This window comes from Candidatus Poriferisodalis sp. (assembly GCF_965208485.1).
In the GTDB taxonomy this organism is placed as follows: Bacteria; Actinomycetota; Acidimicrobiia; order Acidimicrobiales; family Poriferisodalaceae; genus Poriferisodalis.
In genome coordinates this window covers 3918797-3939799 of sequence record NZ_OZ242344.1, presented here as the reverse complement: position 1 = coordinate 3939799, position 21003 = coordinate 3918797, and the positions used below count along the sequence as shown (strand labels likewise).

Below are 21003 nucleotides of genomic sequence, written 5' to 3'. Positions count from 1 at the left end.
GCCGCTCGTGCGACGCAAGCGCAGAGTCAGGCGCGCGCATCGTGTCAGGGTCACGTTCGAACTGGATGCGGATTGTGCTCGCAACGCCGGGCCGGGTCTGCGCACAGGCGTGGTCAATCACCGAGCGCCTCGCGGAGCTCCTCGACCGTCATCAGCACATCGCGGGCCTTCGAACCCTGCGACGGTCCCACCACGCCTCGCTGCTCGAGCAGGTCCATGAGCCGGCCGGCCCGGGCAAAGCCCACCTTCAGCTTGCGCTGCAGCATCGAGGTGGAGCCGAGCTGGGTCTCCACCACGATGACCATCGCCTGGCGCAGCAGATCGTCATCGTCGCTGTCGCCGGTCGTGCCGCCTGGCAGGCTCGACGCGCCCTCGTCGGGCTCGCTGCCCCCGACGCCTTCGACATAGCTGACCTCGGGTGCCTGGCGACGCCAGTGAGCGGCCACATGGGTGATCTCGGTCTCGCTCACCCAGCTTCCCTGGAGGCGACGAGGGTTGCTCGAATTCGCGGTCAGCACCAGCATGTCACCTTGACCCACCAGTCGCTCCGCGCCGGGCTGGTCCAAGATCACACGGCTGTCGGCCAGGCTCGACACCGCGAACGCCAGACGGCTGGGGATGTTGGCCTTGATCACCCCGGTGATGACATTCACGCTCGGGCGCTGGGTGGCCACCACCAAGTGGACGCCGACAGCGCGTGCCATCTGGGCCAGCCGGGTGATGGAGTCTTCGACGTCGCGGGCCGCCACCATCATGAGGTCGTTCAGCTCGTCGACCACCACGACGATGAACGGCATCGGCTCATAGGGCTGGTCGTTGCCGAGCAGCTCGCTCTCGTCGCTGTGGAGGGCCCCGTCGAGCACTGCAGCGTTGTAGCCGGTGATGTCCCGGAAGCCCGCCTCCGAGAGCACGTCGTAGCGGCGTTCCATCTCCTTGACCGCCCACGCGAGGGCGTTGGCGGCCTTACGCGGATCGGTGACGACGGCGGTGAGCAGGTGCGGCAAGCCGTCGTACTGGCCGAGCTCGACCCGCTTGGGGTCCACCAGGATCATCCGCACCTGATCGGGAGTGGAGCGCATCAGCAGCGAGGTGATGATCGAGTTGATGCACGAGGACTTGCCGGCCCCGGTGGCGCCCGCAATGAGGACATGGGGCATCGTGGCCAGGTTCAGCATCGTCTCCCGGCCGGAGATGTCCTTGCCCATCGCCACCTCGAGCGGGTGCATGGCTTCGGTGGCTGCCTTCGACGAGAGGATGTCGCCGAGCGCCACTAGGTGACGATCAGAGTTCGGCACCTCCACGCCGATCGCTGAACGGCCCGGGATCGGCGCCAGGATGCGGACATCGGCCGCCGCCATGGCATACGCGATGTCCTTGTGCAAGGCGGTGACCCGGGACACCTTCACCCCAGCCCCGAGCTTCAGCTCATACCGGGTGACCGTCGGGCCGGGCTCCCAGCCGGTCACCTGCGTCTCGACGCCGTGGCTTGCCAAGGCATCCACCAGCGCCGCGGCGCCTGCCTGGAGCTGCGCACGATCGACCTGTTGGGCGCCGCTGCGCTTCAGCAGCGACTGCTTGGGCAGCTTCCAGCGCGGGCGCCGGCCCGATCCAGCAGCCGAGCGGGCCGCAACGCGGGCCGGCGGCGGCGCAGGGGCAGCCGCGCTCTGCGGCTGGTTCACGAACTGCGGAGCAGCCGGTTCGGCGTCGCCTCGAGTGTCCTCAGCGCCTGAAGGATCCAGCCCGGGTATCAGCGGCTCGTTGCCACGCGGCACCCCGCCATCCGCAGGCTGCTGCTCTTCCGCAGCATCGAGGTCGTACTGCTCAGACGCGAACGATGAAGGCCCGGGTTCGGCGCCTACCTGCTGCAGACTGCGCGCCCCCCGCGACGCCGCGACGCCCAGCAAGCGTCCGAGCGCTGCCGTGGCGGCCCACACCCAGCGCAGCAGCTGGCCGAGCCCGATGTTGGTGACGATCATCACGGCAAAAAGCATGACGAGCAGCAGCACTGCCCAAGTCGCGGGATCGTCGATCAGGCGTCGCAGAGGCTCGGTCGCTGCAGCGCCCAGCACTCCCCCGCTGGCGCGCAGATCGTCCAGCGACCCGAAACCGTCTGCAGGACCCGACAGGTGCGCTGCGGCAGCGAACGCGGCGGTCAGCAAGCTCAGCCCGAATGCCGCACGCCCGCTGCGCTCTGAGGCCGTCAGACGCACCAACGTCACCCCGATCCACGCCAGCAGGACCGGCACGACGTAGCGGAACACCCCCAGCAGGACCGCCAGCGCGCTGTCGAGGAGCCTGCCGACGATGCCCGCTCGGTCGCCGAGCAGCCCCAGCGCGCACACCACGGCAAGCGCGAAGAGCGCGAGCGCGATCATCTCGCGCAACCTGCCGTCAAGAGCGTTGCGGAGGATCCGGCCGAAAGTGCTTGGGGTTCTATCGGGGCCGACGGACTTGGACGCGCCGCGCGTCGATCCGTCGACGCCATCGTCGGTGGCCGAGCTGCGCGCGCTCACCCCTGCGAGAGTACCGAAGCATCGACGGACTCACGGCGACCCATCGGCGCTGCGCTCTGCCCTCGCAGCGCGTTGCTGGTTGCGGGCTGTCTGCAGCGCTACGAGGACGAACATGGCCACCGTGAAGGGCATCGAATAGCGGTTGATGAAGCGGATGACCGCACCAAGCGGACCCGAGAACAGGTCGGCAACCCACCACACCAGCGCCAGACGGGTGAATGTGCCAGCGAGATTCACCACCACGAACGGCAATTGGCGCATACGCGCGATGCCCGACAGCAGGCACATCGGGTAGCCGGGAACGGCGAACAGCAACAGCCAGCCCGCTCGCGGGAACCAGTGCTCCAGCCAGACCATGGTGCGGATGACACGGCTGCTAGGACCGAATTCAGCGGCCAGATAGGCCTTCGCATCGGGGCCGTAGTCGTAACCGAGCCGGTACAGGAACGGGTCGGTGATGAACAGGCGAGCAAGCCCGATCGCCATGAATGCCCACAGCGGCGCCTGATGGGCCACGCCGAGCAGGATCGGGTCGGTTGCGTTGAGCGACAGCAGCAGCAGCGGCGCCCGAGCAATGAGGGCCGCGAAGAAGATCTGCCCGGCGTAGGCCGCCAGCGCGAATCCCACAGGCACCGCTGCCAGCAGCTGCATCCGCCGCTTGTCGGCATCGGTGATGACTGGCTCGTTGGATGGGGGACCCCCGTCGACAGCATCAGCCGCTGCTGCCTCGTCGCCGTCCTCCTCAGACACCCCCGCTGAGGCTACGCAGTGGTGACGCCCGCCCAAAGCCGCAACAGCGCGTCGGGGGTCCGTTTGCGGTTGTCGGGGTCAGGGCGGTGCGGGCGGGGCTTGTCGGGAAGCTGTGGGGTTGTCTGCGTGGGGCTTGTCGGGCGCGTTGTGCCCGGGGTTTTGGGGTTGGGCGTTCTTGTCGGCTGTTGTGGTGTCAGTTGCGTTGGCGGAGGATGCTGCGGGCGGCTTGTGCGGCGGTGTGGGTGCGGGTGGTGCCGGTGATGCGGCGTGTTTCGGCGTCGGCGGGCACGTGGTCGGCGATCTCGGCGCGCACCGCGTCGGCGACGGCTGTTCTGCCGCCGATGATGATCACTTGGGCGGGCTGGTAGTCGCGTATGAGCGCTGCGGTCGTCTCGGGCAGCGAACCCGGGGCGGTGTACGCGACTGCGGCTTTGTCGGTGGCTGCTGCCAGTGCTGCTGCTACGCCCACGTCGGGCGGGGACCAGCCGTTCGCGATCACCAGTGTGAGGTTTTCAGGTGCGTCGGCGGCGCTGCCGAGCACTTGGCGCGCGGCGCCGGCGGCGGTCTCGGCGCGGCCGGCGCCGGTCAGTCGTGTCATGTCGGGGTCGCTCGCTGCTGCTTTGATCTCGTCCTCGGCGCTGCCGCTGACAGCGGCAGTGCCTCCGATGAGGATCACGCGGGACACGTCGTAGTCGCGCAGCGCTTCCGCGGTGGGCTGGGGCAGCGAGTCGTGCTGGGTGTACAGCACCGCGGAGCGGGGGGTGCTCGCTGCGAGCGCGGCCGCTGCGCCGATGTCGGGCGGGGACCAGCCGTTGGCCACGATCAGGGTCACTCTGCCGGCGTCCGCGGGCAGGCCCAGGACGCGGCGTGCTGTGCGCGCGGCGGTGTCGGAGCGGTCGGCGCCGGTGACGCGCTCGATGTCCGACGGAGGCGACGCTGCGCCGATCTGGGTGCGCACGAGGTTGGACACTGCGGCGGTGCCGCCCACGATGAGCACCTCAGCGGGGGAGGCGTCGCGCAGCAGGCCGGCTGTCTCGGCGGACAGCGCGTCGCCGGCGGTGTAGGTCACCACGGCATTGTCGGTGCGCGCCGCGAGCACCGACGCCGTGCCCACGTCGGCGGGACTCCAGCCGTTCGCGACCACGAACGTGGCCACGCCCACGTCCAGATCGCCGCCCCCGCCGCCGCCGCCGCCGCCGGTGCTGCCGGTGGTGCCGCCGGTGGTGGTGGTGGTGGTGTCTGCGGTGTGGGGTGTCAGCACGAGGCGGGGGGGGGCGTCGTTGTCGATGATGGTGCCGGTGGCGCTGGCGGCTTCGCTGAGCACTGCGTTGTCGGGGTTCGCGAGCTCGATCGTGAAGTCCTCTGCTGGTTCTTGTGTCTGGTCGTCGGTGATCTCGACGCGGATGTCCGCGGTGGTGTCTCCCGCGTCGATGGAGACCTGCCCTGAGGCCGACGCGTAGTCGCTGCCCGCGGTGGCGGTGCCGTCGGCGGTCGCGTAGTCGACGGTGACGTCCGAGCGGGCGCGGCGCGACAGCGACACGGTGAACACGATCTCGCCGGCGTCCTCGCGTGCTGAGGAACGCGCTATCGAGACGCCTTCGAGCGGCGCCGTGGTCGCGTCGGCGTGCGCCCACGGCCCGGGGGCCGCAGCGGCGTTGACCGCGCGCACCCGCACGCGGTACTCGGTCCCGCCGAGCAGCTCGTCGACGGTGACAGCGAACCCGCCGTCGGCTCGCGGCTGCGGGTCGAGGCCGGTCGCCTGCTGCCACGGCGCGCCGGGCTGCGCCAAGGCGAACTCGATCTCGTAGCTCGAGGCCTGCTGTGCGCTGTTGCCCGCTGGCGGCTGCCACCGCACCTCCAGCTCAGCCACTGTGGCAACAATCTGGAGTTCTCCCACACGGCCCGGCGGGGCGAGCGGGGTGACGCTCACGACGCTCCACGGACCGCCGCCGACGCGGTTCACCGCGCGCACCTCGACGCTGTACCGCGCCTCGTTGGTCAGCCCGCTCAAGACGGTCTGGACGCGGCCGCCGCCGGGGGGGGCGCTCACCGTGGTGGTGCGTACCGCGCTCGAGCTGCCGAAGCTGTATCTGATGTCATAGCCGGTGACCGCAGCGCCGCCGTCGGCGCCCGGCGGATCCCACGCGACAGCCGCTCGTGCGCTGCCTGGGCTGGCCGCGAGCTCCTCCACCGCTCCGGGTGTCGTCGCAGGGGTGGCATTTGCGTTCGCGCATTCGCTGCCGCCGTTCATATTGGACGCGGCGACGCACACCACATAGTCGACGCCGTTGTCGGCGCCGGTGATCTCGACGCGCAGCGGATCAGCCGCGTCCACCGGCGGCAGGTCGGTCCAGTTCAGCGCCGCTGCGGTGCGGTACGCGACCCGGTACTCGGTGATCGGGGCGCCGCCGTCGCTGGGACTCGGCTGCCACGACACCTCGATGCTCCCGTCGCCGCCGACGACGTCGGCCAGCCTCGGCGGCGACGGCACAGTCGACGGGGTGCCGACGTCTTGGCCGGGCGGGCCGTGGCCGTTCGCGTTGCGGGCCTGCACCTGCACGTCATAAGCGGTCCCGTTGGCCAGCCCGTCGATCGTCCACGCGAACGTGTCGGCCGCCGCGGCGCCGCCGTCGACCCAGCCGCCGACCGGCCGCGCGACCCGATAGCGGACCCGGTAGCCCTCGATCGCGGCGCCGTTGTCGGCGGGCTCGGCCCACGCCAGCGCCAGCGTCCGGTCGCCGTGAGTCACCGACGACACGAGCGGGGCGTCGGGCGCCGAGGCGGGAGTGCCGCTGCCCACGGCGCAGTCGCCGTCGCCGACCGCGTTGTACGCCCGCACGCACACGTCGTAGCCGGTGCCGTTGGTCAGCGACCGGACCGTCGCCTGGCCGCCCGCCGCGGCCGGGCCGCGGCTGTGCCTGCGCCACGACCCCTGAGGGCTGCTGGTGCGCCAGCTCACCTCATAGCCCAGCACCGCGCTGCCCCCGTCCGCCGCGGGCGCGCTCCACTGCACCGCCAGCAGGGCCTCGCCAGAGCTCACCTCCAGGCCGCTGGGCCGCCCCGGCACCGTGGCCGGCGTCCCCGGCGCCGCAGCCGACCACGGACCGGCGCCCGCAGCGTTGCGGGCCGACACCGACACCTCATAGGACCTGCCGTTCACCAGCCCGCCCACAGTGTGCGGCGACGCGGCGCCCTCGCCGCCCGACGCCCACGCAGCGTCCTCGTCGTCGGCCGCCCGGTAGCGCACGTCGTAGTCCAGCACCCCGCCGGCGCCCTCATGAGACGGCGGCTGCCAGCTCACGCTCAGCTCCCCGCCGGCGCCGCGCGCCGCGGCCACCGACCTCGGCGCCGACGGCCGGTCCAGCGGCGTCGCGGCGCCCGACGCCCACGCGCCGTCCTCGCCCGAGCCGTTCACCGCGCGCACCCGCACCTCATGGGACACGCCGTTCGGCAGCCCCGAGATGGTCTCCTCCAGCGCAGCAGGGTCCGTGCGCGACACGGGGATCCAAGGCCCCGGCGGCGCGGCTGCGGCGCGGTGCTCGACCTCGTAGCCGGTGATGGGCGAGCCTCCGTCGTCGGCCGGCTCGCGCCACGCCAGCTTCAGCTCGCCCGACGCCCCCGCAGCAGCAGCCAGCGACAGCGGCGCGGACGCAGGACCCAATGGCGTCACCGTCACCGTCGTCGGCTCGCCGAACGTCTGCTCGTTGCGAGGACGGATCGTGACCGTGTACTCCTGCCCGTTCACCAGGCCCGTCAGCACCTCAGACGTGGAATCCGGGTCCTCGCGGTCCACCGTCCCGGGATCGTTGCGAGGCACGATGCGCCTGCGGTGTGCGTCATCTGGGTTGCCGTTGTCCGGCAGCACTGTCAGCGTCTCGGTGCGACTCCTCTGCACCAACGTGTTCTCGGAGTCGCTCTCCTCGCTCTCGGACTCTGAGATCGTCATCTCGTACAAACGCACGTCGCTGCTGCCGACGTCACTTGGGGGCGACCACCGCACCGTCGCCGTCGTGTCGCCCGGCTCAGCATCAGCGTTCGTGACCTCATCAGGAGGCTCAGACAGGACCGAAGTCACGATCCGCGGCCCAGCAACACCCGCGTCGAGCATGTACAGCAGACGTGAAGCCGTGTCGCCCCACAGTCCCCTGATATCCATGCCCACCTCAGGCAGCAGCACGTCGCGCAGCACGTCGCGCTGCCGGGTGGCGAGGTTGAACGCGTACACGCGGTCCGCCGACGCGCCGGCCACCCACATCGTGGCGCCGTCGGACCACATCCCCCGCGGCTGCTGCACGCTGCGCAGCGGGTCGAGCCGCGCCTCGGGATCCCGAAGCCAGAAGAACTCCCGAGGATCCGGATCCGCGGCCTCGCTGATCAGCCCGGGAAGCACGTTCGTCCCGACGTCGGTCCCGGTTCCCTCCGCCAGGCGGTAGGCGAAGATCTCCCTGAAGTCCGTGTCGTTGACGTAGATGTCGGTCCCGTCGCCCCACACGCCCCACGGCTGATGGTTGACACTGACCCTCAGCGGCGAGCCGGGAAGCGCGAGGTGCGCGCCGGGCTCGGTCAGATCCGCCGACCTGACCCAGCGCGGCGACAGCACGTGCTTCACCAGCGCGTGGGTCTCGCGGTCGATCACCCGGATGCCGATCCCCGACTCGCCGAAGTACCAGGTGGCCGGCTCCGCCACGTACAGGTTGTCCTCGTCGCCCCACAGGCCGCTGCTCGGCGCCCACGTGCCGGTGTCGCCGATGTCCTTGTCCGGGTCGCGCAGCTTGGTCGCCATGTCGAAAGCCCTGATGACAAGCGGGAACTCGACGTCGAGAACCCACATCGTGGCGCCGTCGCTCCAGATGCCCTGCGGCGACGTCTGCGCCGCCCCGAGGTCCTCAGCAGCCAAGTTGTAGAAGCCGTCCCCCGCATAGCTCGCCGTGACAGCCCACCTGCCCTGGCGGGCGCTGGAATCGACGGCTCTCACATGCACGTCATAGAGCCGGCCCGCCTCGAGCCGCGTCAGACGCGCCGACGTCGCGCCGTCGGCCACCGTCTGGGCGGCCCACGCACCGCGGCGGTCGCCGTCGCGGGTCCTGTAGCGCAGCTCATAGGACACCGCCCCCGCAACCGCGTCCCATTCCACGCTGATGGCGCGGTCCTCCAGGACCGGATCCGCGGGATCCTCGTCCGGGTCCTCCTCGAACAGCTCAGCATCGCCCGCCGCTGAGATGTTCGCCGGCGCCGCGGGCGAGCCCGGCGCCGCGGGCGAGCCCTCGACCGGCACCAGCCCCGGAACAGGCGACCACGGGCCCGCCAGCCCGTCGCCGTCGACAGCCCTCACCCGAACCTCGTAGTTGCCGCCGTTGTCCAGCCCGGTGACGGTCTCGCTCAGCAGCGCGCCGTCAGAGCGGGTCACCGCGGTCCACTCAGCCGCCGCAGCAGAGTTGTCGCGGTACTCCAGCTCGTACCGGCCCGCGAAACCGGACGCGGGAGCGGCCCAAGCCACTTCCAGCTCGGCGTCGCCCGCGGTCACCGCCGGGTCGCCGGGCCGCGCGGGGCGCCGCGCGAGCCGCTGCGAGAGCAGCGTGCCGCCGTCGACCACCACAGCGGTCTCCCCGTCGGACCACAGCGCGCTGCGCACCGCGAACGCCTCGGCATTGCCGCGCGCGTTCGCCGGGACCTCTGCATCCAGCGCGCTGACGCGCTCGCCGGACTCGAGGTCGTAAGCCGCCAGCCTGCCCGAAGCGATCTCGTACACCCACATCGTGGTGCCGTCGGACCAGACGCCCGCCGAGTCGACATCGACGACGCCGATGTCCCTGTCGCTGCGGCGGGTGCCGTTCGACATGCGATACGCCCGAATCCTGCGGCTGGCGTCGTCGTAGACCCAGAACGTCTCCCCGTCGGACCACGCGCCGCGCAGCACCGAGTCGCCGTCCCCCACGCTGAAGGCCCTGTTGCGGTCACCGCTGCGGGCGGACAGGCTGAAAGGAGTCGCCCTGTTCTCGACGACCACCCACAGATCGGTCCCATCAGACCACAGCCCCCCGACGCCGTGCCTGGGGACATGAGTGAGGTGAATGCTCCCCGGTATCACCCCCGTGCCGATGGTCCCGAGGTCGAGATCGGCGCTCTCCTTGCGCGCGCCGGTGGTCGAGTCGAACGCGTACACCCACCTGACGCCGACATGAGGGCGTCCCTTCGGAGCGACCCACAGCGTCGAAGCCGACGTGTCGGCCCACATCCCGCCCACCTCGCCGATGCCCAGACCCGACAGGTCCACAGCGCCCGTGCTCGCCACAGCCGACCTGCCCGCGCCGGCGGCGTTGACAGCGCGGACCGCGAAGTCGTACGGCGCCAGCCGCAGCAAGCCCTCCAGCGTCGCCGACGTGCCAGACACCATGCTCTCGGCCCACTCCGACCCGGCCAGCTGAGAATCGCGGTAGCGCACCGCATAGCCCGTCGGCGCGTCCGCCCCGACCACCGCGTCGGGCGCATCCCAAGCCAGCACGGCGCCGCTGCCGGTCCGCGTCACCGCCAGATTCCTCGGCGGGCCCGGCGCGCCGTCGGCGATGTCGTCCGCGGGCGTGCCCGTCACCTCCGCCCAACCGCTGGTCGTCTCCCGGTTGACCGCGCGCACCTGCACCTGGTGCGAGATGTCGTTCGCCAGGCGCAGCGTCTGGCTCGTGGACAGGCGGCTGGCACGACGGACATCAGTCCACTCCACCGACCCGTCCCTGCGATAGCGCATCTCATAAGCCGTCACCGCGCTGGAGCCGACATCCGCGGCCGGCACCGCATCCCAGCTCACATCGAGGCGACCGTCGCTCTCGGCGGCCGCGAGGTTCGCCGGGACGGCGGGAGCACGAGGCAGCACATAGGCCTCGAGCCTCGAACCCGCGGCCACCCACATCGTGGCGCCGTCAGACCAGATGCCCCGCAAGGAACCCCAGACATCGTAATCCGCGTCCCATACGGTCTGCGGCAGCACGCCGACGTCCAAGAGCTCCTTCCGCTCCAAAGCGGACGAGCCCAGCGTCGACAGGTCATAAGCCCAGATGCCCCAAGAACTGATGGCCTCACGCCATGCCAGCACCCACAGCGTCCGCGAAGCCGTGTCGCCCCAGAGGTCATAGACCCAAGTGGTGCTGCCCCCGTCGCCGAAGCCGAAATCGCCCCTCCCATAGGTGACCGAACCGGCCGCGCCCGTCGCGAGATCGTACGAGCGCAGCCACGTCGACGACCCGGACGACTGATCGGCCACCCAGGCAGTCGTGCCGTCGGACCACATTCCCCACGGGAACGACGAGTCCACGCCGAAGTCGCCGGCAGTGTTCCGCGTCCCGTCCAGACCGTACGCCTCGACCCTCTCATCGGTGTGGTTCGTGACGTACATCGTCGTCCCGTCGGACCACAGGCCGTTCGCCGTGAAATCAGAGCCCAAAGCGAACTCCTTGGACACGTCCCTCGCCTTGGTGTCCATCGAGTACGCGAAGACCCGCGGCGTGTACACATCCGCGACATACATCGTCGCCCCGTCGGACCAGATGCCCGACGGAGTCGCGTTCCGCGCCGCGAGCTCGAAATCGAGATTGTTCGCATCGGTCACCGCCCCGCTCGGCGCCGCCGGCACGACCGCCAACACCGCAGCCGCGCACACCACAGCCGCCAACACGCGCACACACACGCCCGGCCCCGAACCGCCGCGCCCCCGAACCGCCGCCCCGATGCCGCCAGCCGCCCGCCCCGTCATGTCCGACCCGCCATGTCCGACTCCTCTCGGGAAGACCGCCCGACTCTCCCGGGAACGCTACACCGCAGCGCCCAGCCGAACAGGAAAGCCTGCACAGGACCCATCCGAGGCCTGCACAGGACCCATCCGAGGGAAGAGGGATCGGAGTCGGCTGAGCGACTGCCGAAACAGCCGACCCACAGACACAAAGCCGCAGGCCGGAGCATCGCAGACAAGCCCGGAACCGAGCAGACCAGCAGCCCCCCGCCCCAACAGCAGGCCCCGGCTCAGGACACCGCCGGCCGCCGCGGCGTCAGCCGCGCTCGCGCAGGACAGTGCGGGCCGCCCGCGCGGCGGTGTCGATACGAGTGCTGCCAGTGACGCGGCGCACCTCAGCCCCGGCAGGCACAAGACCCGCGATCTCGGCGCGCACAGCATCAGCCACCGCCGCGCGACCGCCGACCACCACCACCCGAGCAGGCCGATAATCGCGAATCAGCGCCGCCGTCGCCTCAGGCAGCGAACCCGGCGACGTGTACGCGACCGCAGCACCGCCCGTCGCAGCCGCGAACGCCGCCGCCACACCCACATCAGGCGGCGACCACCCATTCGCCACCACCACCGTCACCCCCCCCGCCGCACCAGGATCGCCCAGCACACGCCGCGCCGCAGCCGCCGCCGTCTCCACACGATCCGCCCCCGTCAAACGCGACACCAGCGCTCCGCCCGCAGCCGCCGCGACCTGCCCCTCCACGACAACGCCGACCGCCGCCGACCCGCCGACCACAACCACCCGCGACACGCCATAACCGCGCAGCACACCAGCCGACGCCTCAGGCAGCCAACCCCGCTGCGTGTACAGCACCGCCGAACGCGGCGTGCGCGCCGCCAACGCCGCCGCCACACCCACATCAGACGACGACCACCCATTCGCCAACACCACCGTCACCCCCCCCACACCCGACGCATCCCCCAGCACACGCCGCGCCGCAGCCGCCGCCGTCTCCGCGCGGCCCGCCCCCATCACACGCTCCACACCCGAACCCGGCGACACCCCACGAACCCCAGAACGCACATCACGCGACACCGCCGCCGTGCCCCCCACAATCAACACCTCAGCCGGCAACACATCACCCAACAACACCGCCGTCCCAGCCGACAGCACATCACCCGCCGTATAAGCCACCACCCCGCCATCAAGCCGAGCCGCCAACACCGACGCCACACCCACATCAGCCGACGACCACCCATTCGCCAACACAAACACCCCAACACCCACATCCAAACCACCACCACCACCAGAACCACCACCACCGCCGCCACCAGAACCACCACCAGAACCACCACCACCGCCCGTGACGACTGGCGTCGTCGTCGGACGGGGCGGGGGGACGGGATCCGCAACGAGCTGCACCGGACCCGCGGTCTCGATGCGCAGCGTCTTGTCTGCCGGCGCCGGATCTGCCGGGCTGAACCGGTCCTTGTAGGTCGCCGTGACTCGCAGCCAGAAGCCGAGATCCGCTTCGACCGGCCGGTAGCTGGATCCGCTCGCACCGTCGATCACGGTCCATGCGTTGGCGCTCATCGGATCGCTCGCGCGTTCCCATGCCCATTGCACGGCGGTCACGCCGCGATCGGGTTCACGCAGGACAGCGGACACAGCCGTGCCCACACCCGGCCGGTCGTTCGACAATTCGAGAACGCCCTGCTCGTCCACATCGGTCACCGTGACCGTCACATCGACCGTGCCGTGGCTGGCGCCGTCGAAAGCACGAACGGTGACTGCGTAGACGTTGTCGCGGTTCGCATCGACGGGATTCTCGTGATCGGGCGGAACCGCGAACCTGAGAGCGCCGCCGGCCTCGTCGATCTCGAAATCATCCCGGTCAGCCCCAGCCAGCGACCACGTCACGGTCACACCCTCGGGGTCGACGGCGCTGTAGCTGCCCACCGTCGCGTCGCGGTTCTCCTCCCACGAAATCACTGCCGGTCCGCTCATCTGAGGCAGCTCGTCGACATCGGTGACCCTCACAAGCACGTCGAGCGTGCCGCACAGAGCGACGCCGTTCGCCACGCCGTCGCAGGCCCGCACCGTCACCTCGTAGCTGTCGCCCGATCCGGAGTCGAAGTCGGGCGGACTGCTGAAGCCCAGAACCCCCGAGTCCGCGTCAATGACCAGACTGCTGCTGTCCCGACCGGTCAAGGACCACTCGACATCCTCACCCTCGGGATCCACCGCGGCATACGTCGCCACAGCGTCCGTCCGGCCCTCGGCATACCCCAGCGTCGAGGGACCCGAGACAACCGGCGCCTCGTCCACATCGGTCACCGTGACCGTCACATCGACCGTGCCGTGGCTGGCGCCGTCGAAAGCACGAACGGTGACTGCGTAGACGTTGTCGCGGTTCGCATCGACGGGATTCTCGTGATCGGGCGGAACCGCGAACCTGAGAGCGCCGCCGGCCTCGTCGATCTCGAAATCATCCCGGTCAGCCCCAGCCAGCGACCACGTCACGGTCACACCCTCGGGGTCGACGGCGCTGTAGCTGCCCACCGTCGCGTCGCGGTTCTCCTCCCACGAAATCACTGCCGGTCCGCTCATCTGAGGCAGCTCGTCGACATCGGTGACCCTCACAAGCACGTCGAGCGTGCCGCACAGAGCGACGCCGTTCGCCACGCCGTCGCAGGCCCGCACCGTCACCTCGTAGCTGTCGCCCGATCCGGAGTCGAAGTCGGGCGGACTGCTGAAGCCCAGAACCCCCGAGTCCGCGTCAATGACCAGACTGCTGCTGTCCCGACCGGTCAAGGACCACTCGACATCCTCACCCTCGGGATCCACCGCGGCATACGTCGCCACAGCGTCCGTCCGGCCCTCGGCATACCCCAGCGTCGAGGGACCCGAGACAACCGGCGCCTCGTCCACATCGGTCACCGTGACCGTCACGCTCTGCGTGTCAGACGCACCGGCGGGATCATTGACGGTCACCGTCACCGAGTACGACGGCCTCGCCTCATGGTTCAGCTCAACGCTGTCCCCGACACGAAGCTGGCCCGACCTCGCATCGATGTCGAACGCCGCGGCGCCGGAGCCTCCCAGCGTGTACACCAGACTGGCCGCGTCGGCCGCATCTGCGTCGGTGGCCGCCACCGGCGCGCCGACGGCGCTTCCGGCGGGAGAGTTCTCCGGCACTGACCGGGCAATCGTCCCCGAACCTGGGAACTCCGGCGCATTATTCGCATTGGGATTGGCGCGAACTGCGCTCTGCGACACCGCCCGTACCGTTTGGAGGGTGGTACCGCCCTGGCGGTCACGGTAGGTCGCCGTGGCCCGCAGATAATGGTTCTCGTCGCCGGTGACCGGCGTGTAGGAGCGTCCAGACGCCCCGCCGATGACCGACCAGTTCGTTGAGCCGTCCGGCGAACGCTCCCACACCCAAGTCGTGCCCGTGACGCCCCCGTCGGGATCGATCAGCGTCGCCGTGAACGGCGTGTCGATCTGCGGCTGAACCGACGAGAACGACAGCGAACCCGTCTCGGACTCGTTGGTCACCGTGACGGTGATCTGCCGGGACGCGCTCAGGCTGCCGTCGGACGCCACCACAGTGACCACATAGGAATTGTCGCGGTTCGCGTCGCCGGGACTCTCGAAATCGGGCGCTGACGCGAAGTGCAGAAGGCCGCCAGCGGAGATCACGAAATCGTCGCCGTCGGCACCCGAAACGCTCCACACGATGCTGTCGCCCTCGGGATCGACAGCCGTGAACACCAAACCCGTGTTAAATCTGTTCTCGGCGACCGTCGCCATGCTGCCGCCTGTCAGCGTCGGCGGCTCGTTCACATTCGTCACCGTGACCGTCACATCGAAAACATCATCGACATCGGGCACACCCGAAGACACCGCATCACCGTTGACGTCCTTGCGGTCCGACGCCTGCACACTCACCATGTAAACGTTCCCCCGAGCCGCCTCGCGGTCCGGCGGACTCACGAAACGCAGCACCCCACTGCTGTCGATCACAAAGAACGACGCATCGGCACCCGCCAACGACCAAACGACAGCCTCACCCTCCTCAGGATCATTCGCCTCATAATCCCCCACAGCACCCACCCCGTTCTCCACGAAATTCCGAACCGACGGGCCACTGATCACCGCCTCCTCGCTCACATCAGTCACCGTGACGGTGATCTGCCGGGACGCGCTCAGGCTGCCGTCGGACGCCACCACAGTGACCACATAGGAATTGTCGCGGTTCGCGTCGCCGGGACTCTCGAAGTCAGGCACCGACACGAACGTCAGCACACCGCCGACGACCGCGAAATCATCGCTGTCCGTACCCGAAACGCTCCACACGATGCTGTCACCCTCGGGATCGGCAGCCGCGAACGACGCCACAGCACCCGAATGCCCCTCCACAACCTCCGCCGCAACGGGCCCAGAAGCAACAGACGGCGGCTCGTTCACATTCGTCACCGTGACCGTCACATCGAAAACATCATCGACATCGGGCACACCCGAAGACACCGCATCACCGTTGACATCCTTGCGGTCCGACGCCTGCACACTCACCATGTAAACGTTCCCCCGAGCCGCCTCGCGGTCCGGCGGACTCACGAAACGCAGCACCCCACTGCTGTCGATCACAAAGAACGACGCATCGGCACCCGCCAACGACCAAACGACAGCCTCACCCTCCTCAGGATCATTCGCCTCATAATCCCCCACAGCACCCACCCCGTTCTCCACGAAATTCCGAACCGACGGGCCACTGATCACCGCCTCCTCGCTCACATCAGTCACCACCACAAGCACTGCCTTGACATCTTCATTCACGCCATCGGACGCCACCACATCCACCCAGTACCGGTTGTCGCGGTTCGCGTCGCTAGGATTCTCGAAATCGGGCACTGACGCGAAGTGCAGAAGGCCAGCGGTGATCACGAAATCGTCGCCGTCGGCACCCGAAACGCTCCACACGATGCTGTCGCCCTCGGGATCGACAGCCGTGAACACCAAACGCGTGTTAGATCTGTTCTCGGCGACTGTCGCCATGCTGTCGCCTGTCAGCGTCGGCGGCTCGTCCACATCGCTGACAGTGATTTCGATCTCACGAATGGTCGCCGTCGTACCGTCGAATGCCCGCAAGCCCACTTCATACACGTTGTCGCCGTCGCTGTCAGCAGGAGACTCGAAATCGGGGATGTCGATGAACGACAATGCATACGTGGCACGAGAGACTGGGTCTAATTCGAAATCGAACAGGTCGATGTCATCGCCTACCAGGTGAAAGTCCACCCCCGACGAATCTGGATCGTTGATCGCGTATCGATCAATCAGGCCTGTGCCGTTCTCCGAAAAAGTCACCTCATGAGCACCAGTCAGCACATAACACCTCGTTGACGGCGGCGTTTCGCAATTGTGCAGTACTCTCGGCGGTTCGTCCTCATCCACGATGTCGATGGTCACCACGATCATGTCATCGACCTTCGGGTCCGCAGCACCGCTGTCATCCTTGCTGTCGGTGACCGAGACCGTCACCGAATACGACTTCTTCTGGCTGACGCTCTCGAAGTCGGGATCGAATTGCGTCGTCAATTGACCTGTCGACGCATCAAGCGCGAACGAGCCAGCATCAGGACCCGTCAGGCTGTACGTCAACGGCTCCGAGGCAGTCAGACTCTCATAGTCCTGCGCCGCCACCGGTGCACCCACCATCGCACCTGTACCGGTGTTCTCCACAACCTGGCGCACCGTCTGCTCGCCGTCCACAAAAAACGGCTCGCTGTTCACAGTCCCAGAAGCAACCGGGGTGCCGCGTCCTGTCACTGTCCAATCGCCCGGCAGCGCCGTATCATCTGTCACCGCCCGTACCTGCACATCACGGCGCGACCCAGCAGTGAGTCCGCTGATCGTATGCATGCGCGTGTTTGCATTGCCTACGCTCGTCGCCGGAATCACCGACCACTCGGCATCAGACTTGTCCGCAGCACTGCTGTCGATATGACGGACTTCATAACCCGTGATTGCCAAAGTACCCGGATTGGTCGGCGCCGTCCACGCCACCGTCAAAGAACCAGAGCCGGGCAGCACGTAGCTCAACCCGGGCGCTTCGGGTGACCGCCGATGCCCATACACCCGCAGCTCCCACGACTTGACCGTATTCGCCACGCCGCCCACGATCTGGTCAACCACTCGCAGCGTCCACGTCCCACGTGGGTCCTCGCCCAGATGCCGCGCCGAGCCGAACCTGAACACACCGGTGAGTGGGCATCCGCCTATGCGGACCTGACACTCACTCGCATCAGTGCTCAGCACCGATACCGCTCCTGACGGCGACTCCAACTCGATCCGCAGATCGCGAAACTCCGGAGCGGCGAAATCTATGTTGACCTCGACCGCTTCGACGAAGTCCACGTCGCCGCCCAGCGAGACGGTGCTGACGATGCTGCCGTTGGTGCCGGCAACGCTGCGCGAGGTGCCGTCCTCTGCGACCGCTGTGCGCATCTTGGGAACCTTGGTCCAACTCTCGGCGAGCGCGACGGCGGTCGAGACATCCACCACACCGAATCCGTACTTGTGATTGAAGCTGTAGTCGCCGGCAGCGCCGCGCTTGGATGCGCCTGTTTCCCAACCGGTATCGGCGGCGTCATTCTTGCGAGCCGAGGCGGCCAGGATCAGCTTCACATCACGCCACGACAGCGTCGAGTCCACATCGCGCAGCAACGCTGCCGTCCCGGCCACGATCGGCGTCGCTGCACTGGTACCGCCGACGGATTCGTACCGGCTGTAGACGCCAGTGGTCGCCAGTTCGGTATCGCTGGGCAAACGAAAGGGAATGCCCGCCTTGGGAGTGGTATCGCCCGACGGAGCGCACACCCACAGATTCGGCCCTGACTCCGTGAAACGGTTCTGTTCGCCGTCATTGTTTACCGCGCAGGCGGCAATGACTCCGTAGTAGTTGGCATATTCGTCCAATGACGACCAATCACCGTCGAGACGTCCGTTGCCCGCAGCCCATACGTACACCACGCCGTGCCCACCGGCACCCTCAGATAACCCCGTCTCAATCGCCCGCTCCCACAATTGGTGGGACCGACTGGCCAACGGATTATCCAATGGACCCCAACTGTTGTTGGAGACAGAAGTCGTCACGCGATTGCGTGTCATCGCGTCCGCTTCGTTGCTCAACTCAACACGCTCAGCGCTGAGCATGTCGAAGAAGCCGAACGTTACGCGCGGCGCAACGCCGCGCACGCCCACACCGTTGTCGCGCGCTGCGAGCACGCCCGCCACTAGGGTGCCGTGCGCCCCTGCGAACACGTCATTGGCTTCGTTGTAGCTGTGGTTTCTTGTCGTATCCACATTTGCAGCCAAGTCCTCATGAAAATAGTCCCCTCCGTCATCCACCACAACGACATTGACGCCATCGCCCTTGTAGGTGTCCCAGACTGATCCGAGGTTGATGTCCTCGCCCGACGTGCCGCCGAACTGCCCGACATTGCTCAAATACCATTGACATCCGAACAACGGATCGGCGATACCCGATACTGCGCTGCTGCGTGCCATCGTGCACTTATTCGTCTGATAATCAGTGTACTCACGCAATCGCAGGAGCACCATGTAGTCGCCGACGGCAACACCATCTTCCGCCTCCACCTTGAGGTAGTAGGTACCGGCATTGAGCGTGCCGAAAAAAGCAATAATCGAAGAGCCGAATATTTCGGCAGCAATATCATATTTCTGCACACCGGTATCGACTTCGGCACCGACATTGTTCTGCAGCGTCGCATCGATGACAAACTCGTCGCTCGAACCTACTAATTCCACATAGGCGGCTTCACTCAGTTCGAACCTGAAGTAGTCGGATTCACTCGCCGCACTGATCGTACCGCCTGCTGCCTTGCCGAAGCCGACCGACTGTGCCGCCGAGCGAGAGCCGCCCGGCTCAGGCGACTCATAGACATCCAAGGTGTACAAGCCGTAGCCACTGCCATCCAACGGCCGGACAGAAATATAGTATATGCCGGGCGAAAGCTCCTCTCGCAGCGCGAATTGATGTCGGCTCGGCACCAAGTTCGCGTCATTGCTCTCAGCGATTACGGATCCGTCGCCCCCGTAGAGTATGCCATACGTGTCGGACACAAAACCGCTGGCACGAACGGTGATTGTGGTCGTCGCGCTCAGCTCCAACTTGAAATAGTCGACATCGCCAGAACCAAGCCGACCGAAGCCAGTGTTATGCATGACGGCTTGGACAGAGCTGTTGAGCGCAAGGTCGCTCGCCGTGTCGAAACCCGTTGTGTCGACAGCCGTCGCCCAGTGCAAAATGTAGGTACCCGTATTTCCCCCATAGCCAGAGACCTCGAGATAATACGTGCCAGAGGTCAACAGTCGGCCATCCATCTCGAAATTGTGCGGATTGCCCGTAAGACTCACGTCAGCATTCAATTCCCCGTAGTTGTTCGTACCTCCGTCAACGTCCTCGTGCAGCCTGGCTCCATTGCTGTCGTACAGGATGGCCTGCGTATCGGTAGTGCCAGATGTCAGGAAGTAATACTCGCTCGGGCCGCTGATCTGGAACGAGAAGGTGTCTCTATCACTGACGGCATCCAAAACGCCACGCACTGGCAATCCGCCCACCAGCGCCGTGGCGGACGACGCGCTGCTGCCCGGATCACGAGGCGTGCCGGTCGACACAGCCGACCACGTCCCCTCTGAGCTCGTCACTGCCCGCACCTGCACGTCATACGTTGTCTCATTGACGAGCGACGTCACGATCGCAAGAAGGCTCCCCTCGGTCCACGCGTCGTCGATAAAAACCCACTTGTCGGGATCGGCCTTGTCCTGGGCGCTCGCGGTGGTGTCTATCAGGCGCAGGTCATAGGCCGTGACGTCGGCAACGACAACGCCAGACGGATGATTCCATGCCACCGTCAAGGCTTGGTCACCCGAAGCTATCCCTGTGATCGTGGGCGCTGCGGGCGTCGTCTGCGCGCTAGCGAGCCGCTCGTCAAAAATCGGGGCTTGCAGCGCGGCAACAAGCAAGCACACCGCCAAGGCGGCTTTGCCCGGCCGACAGCGGAAGCGTGACACAGGCACCGTCACTTGAGTGAGTATTCGGTCTGCCAGTTCGGACTGGACAGTTCGACACCGATCTGCGCGGCGAGCAAGTTGGCCAAGTTCAGCGACGGGAATCCGGGGTCGGTCTCGATGAAGAAGCCGTTGTCGACGTAATCCAACTCGGCCACGCGGGCGGAACTGATGCCGTTGCGCGTGAAGAAGTCATCGACGCTGGCTTCGTCCCAGCCAGGGTCGAGCAGCAGCAGCACGCCGCCGGGCAGCGTCATCATCTCGCCCGACTCGGATCGGAACACCGGGGCAGGAGACATGGGCTGCCCCTGCTCGACCGCATCGCCCTGCGTCACAGCGCCGGAGGAGTTCTCGCTGCCGTCCCTGGCGCCGTGCTGGACTTCCCATTCCGGTTCCAGCTGCACCCGCAACACGCGATCGCCGTCATGCCAAGTGTAGAAGTCGCCGACAGCGGGAGACGGAGACTCTGCCTGCCTCTCCGGGGATTCCCGCATCTCCGCATCGCCGCCCTCCGCATCGCCGCCTTCGGCTTTGGGCACCGCATTGTCTGCGTCCGCTTGCAGAGCGCGTCCCTCCAAGTCAGGAAACTCCGCAGACACCACTGCTGGCCGCTCGTCAGGCGCAGCACCCGCGCTGAGCTGTGCCGGACTGTGCTCGCCGGATACTCCCGCACGGACCACAGCATTCGAAGGCGGCTCGGAATCCTCATGCGGCCACAGCAATACTGCCGCGATCGTGACGCAGACAGCCATAAACAGCAGCCTCGCAGTCGACACCCGCGACAGCCGCAGCTTCGCCCTCATCGAATCCCTTCTTGTCACTGCTCAGTGCTCGATTGGCTCAACTGTTCTTTGCTCACTCGATCCGCTCACTCGGGTTCGCTGGAACTCTCAGGTGGATTGATACCTCGCTGCTCAGCGCCTGAACAG

The 21003-nt window shown here is 67.5% G+C and carries 5 protein-coding genes; all 5 read right to left on the bottom strand.

Translation table 11 applies throughout. From position 1 onward, the window contains the following. Positions 1-113: 113 nt before the first annotated feature. Complete coding sequence (locus ACOGXQ_RS18070; RefSeq protein WP_419944993.1) at positions 114-2513, bottom strand: DNA translocase FtsK 4TM domain-containing protein; 2400 nt, start codon at positions 2511-2513, stop codon at positions 114-116. A gap of 30 nt (positions 2514-2543) precedes the next feature. Continuing rightward, on the bottom strand, positions 2544-3263 hold the full coding sequence (locus tag ACOGXQ_RS18065) for a hypothetical protein (protein ID WP_419944992.1): 720 nt from the start codon (positions 3261-3263) through the stop codon (positions 2544-2546). 193 nt (positions 3264-3456) lie between these two features. Beyond that, positions 3457-11007 (bottom strand): fibronectin type III domain-containing protein, encoded by a 7551-nt coding sequence (locus tag ACOGXQ_RS18060; RefSeq protein WP_419944991.1) that lies wholly within the window; start codon positions 11005-11007, stop codon positions 3457-3459. A gap of 292 nt (positions 11008-11299) precedes the next feature. Then, positions 11300-20089, bottom strand: coding sequence for a cadherin domain-containing protein (locus ACOGXQ_RS18055; RefSeq protein WP_419944990.1), 8790 nt, complete (start codon positions 20087-20089; stop codon positions 11300-11302). After that, entirely contained in the window at positions 20086-20877 is a 792-nt protein-coding gene (locus ACOGXQ_RS18050; protein ID WP_419944989.1) for a hypothetical protein, read from the bottom strand. The genes ACOGXQ_RS18055 and ACOGXQ_RS18050 overlap by 4 nt, the downstream gene beginning before the upstream one ends. Positions 20878-21003: the final 126 nt, after the last annotated feature.

Excerpts from the sequence above, each read along its gene's own strand:
- ACOGXQ_RS18060 (WP_419944991.1), bottom strand. The coding sequence starts at position 11,007 with ATGACGGGGCGGGCGGCTGGCGGCATCGGGGCGGCGGTTCGGGGGCGC.
- ACOGXQ_RS18050 (WP_419944989.1), bottom strand. The coding sequence starts at position 20,877 with ATGAGGGCGAAGCTGCGGCTGTCGCGGGTGTCGACTGCGAGGCTGCTG.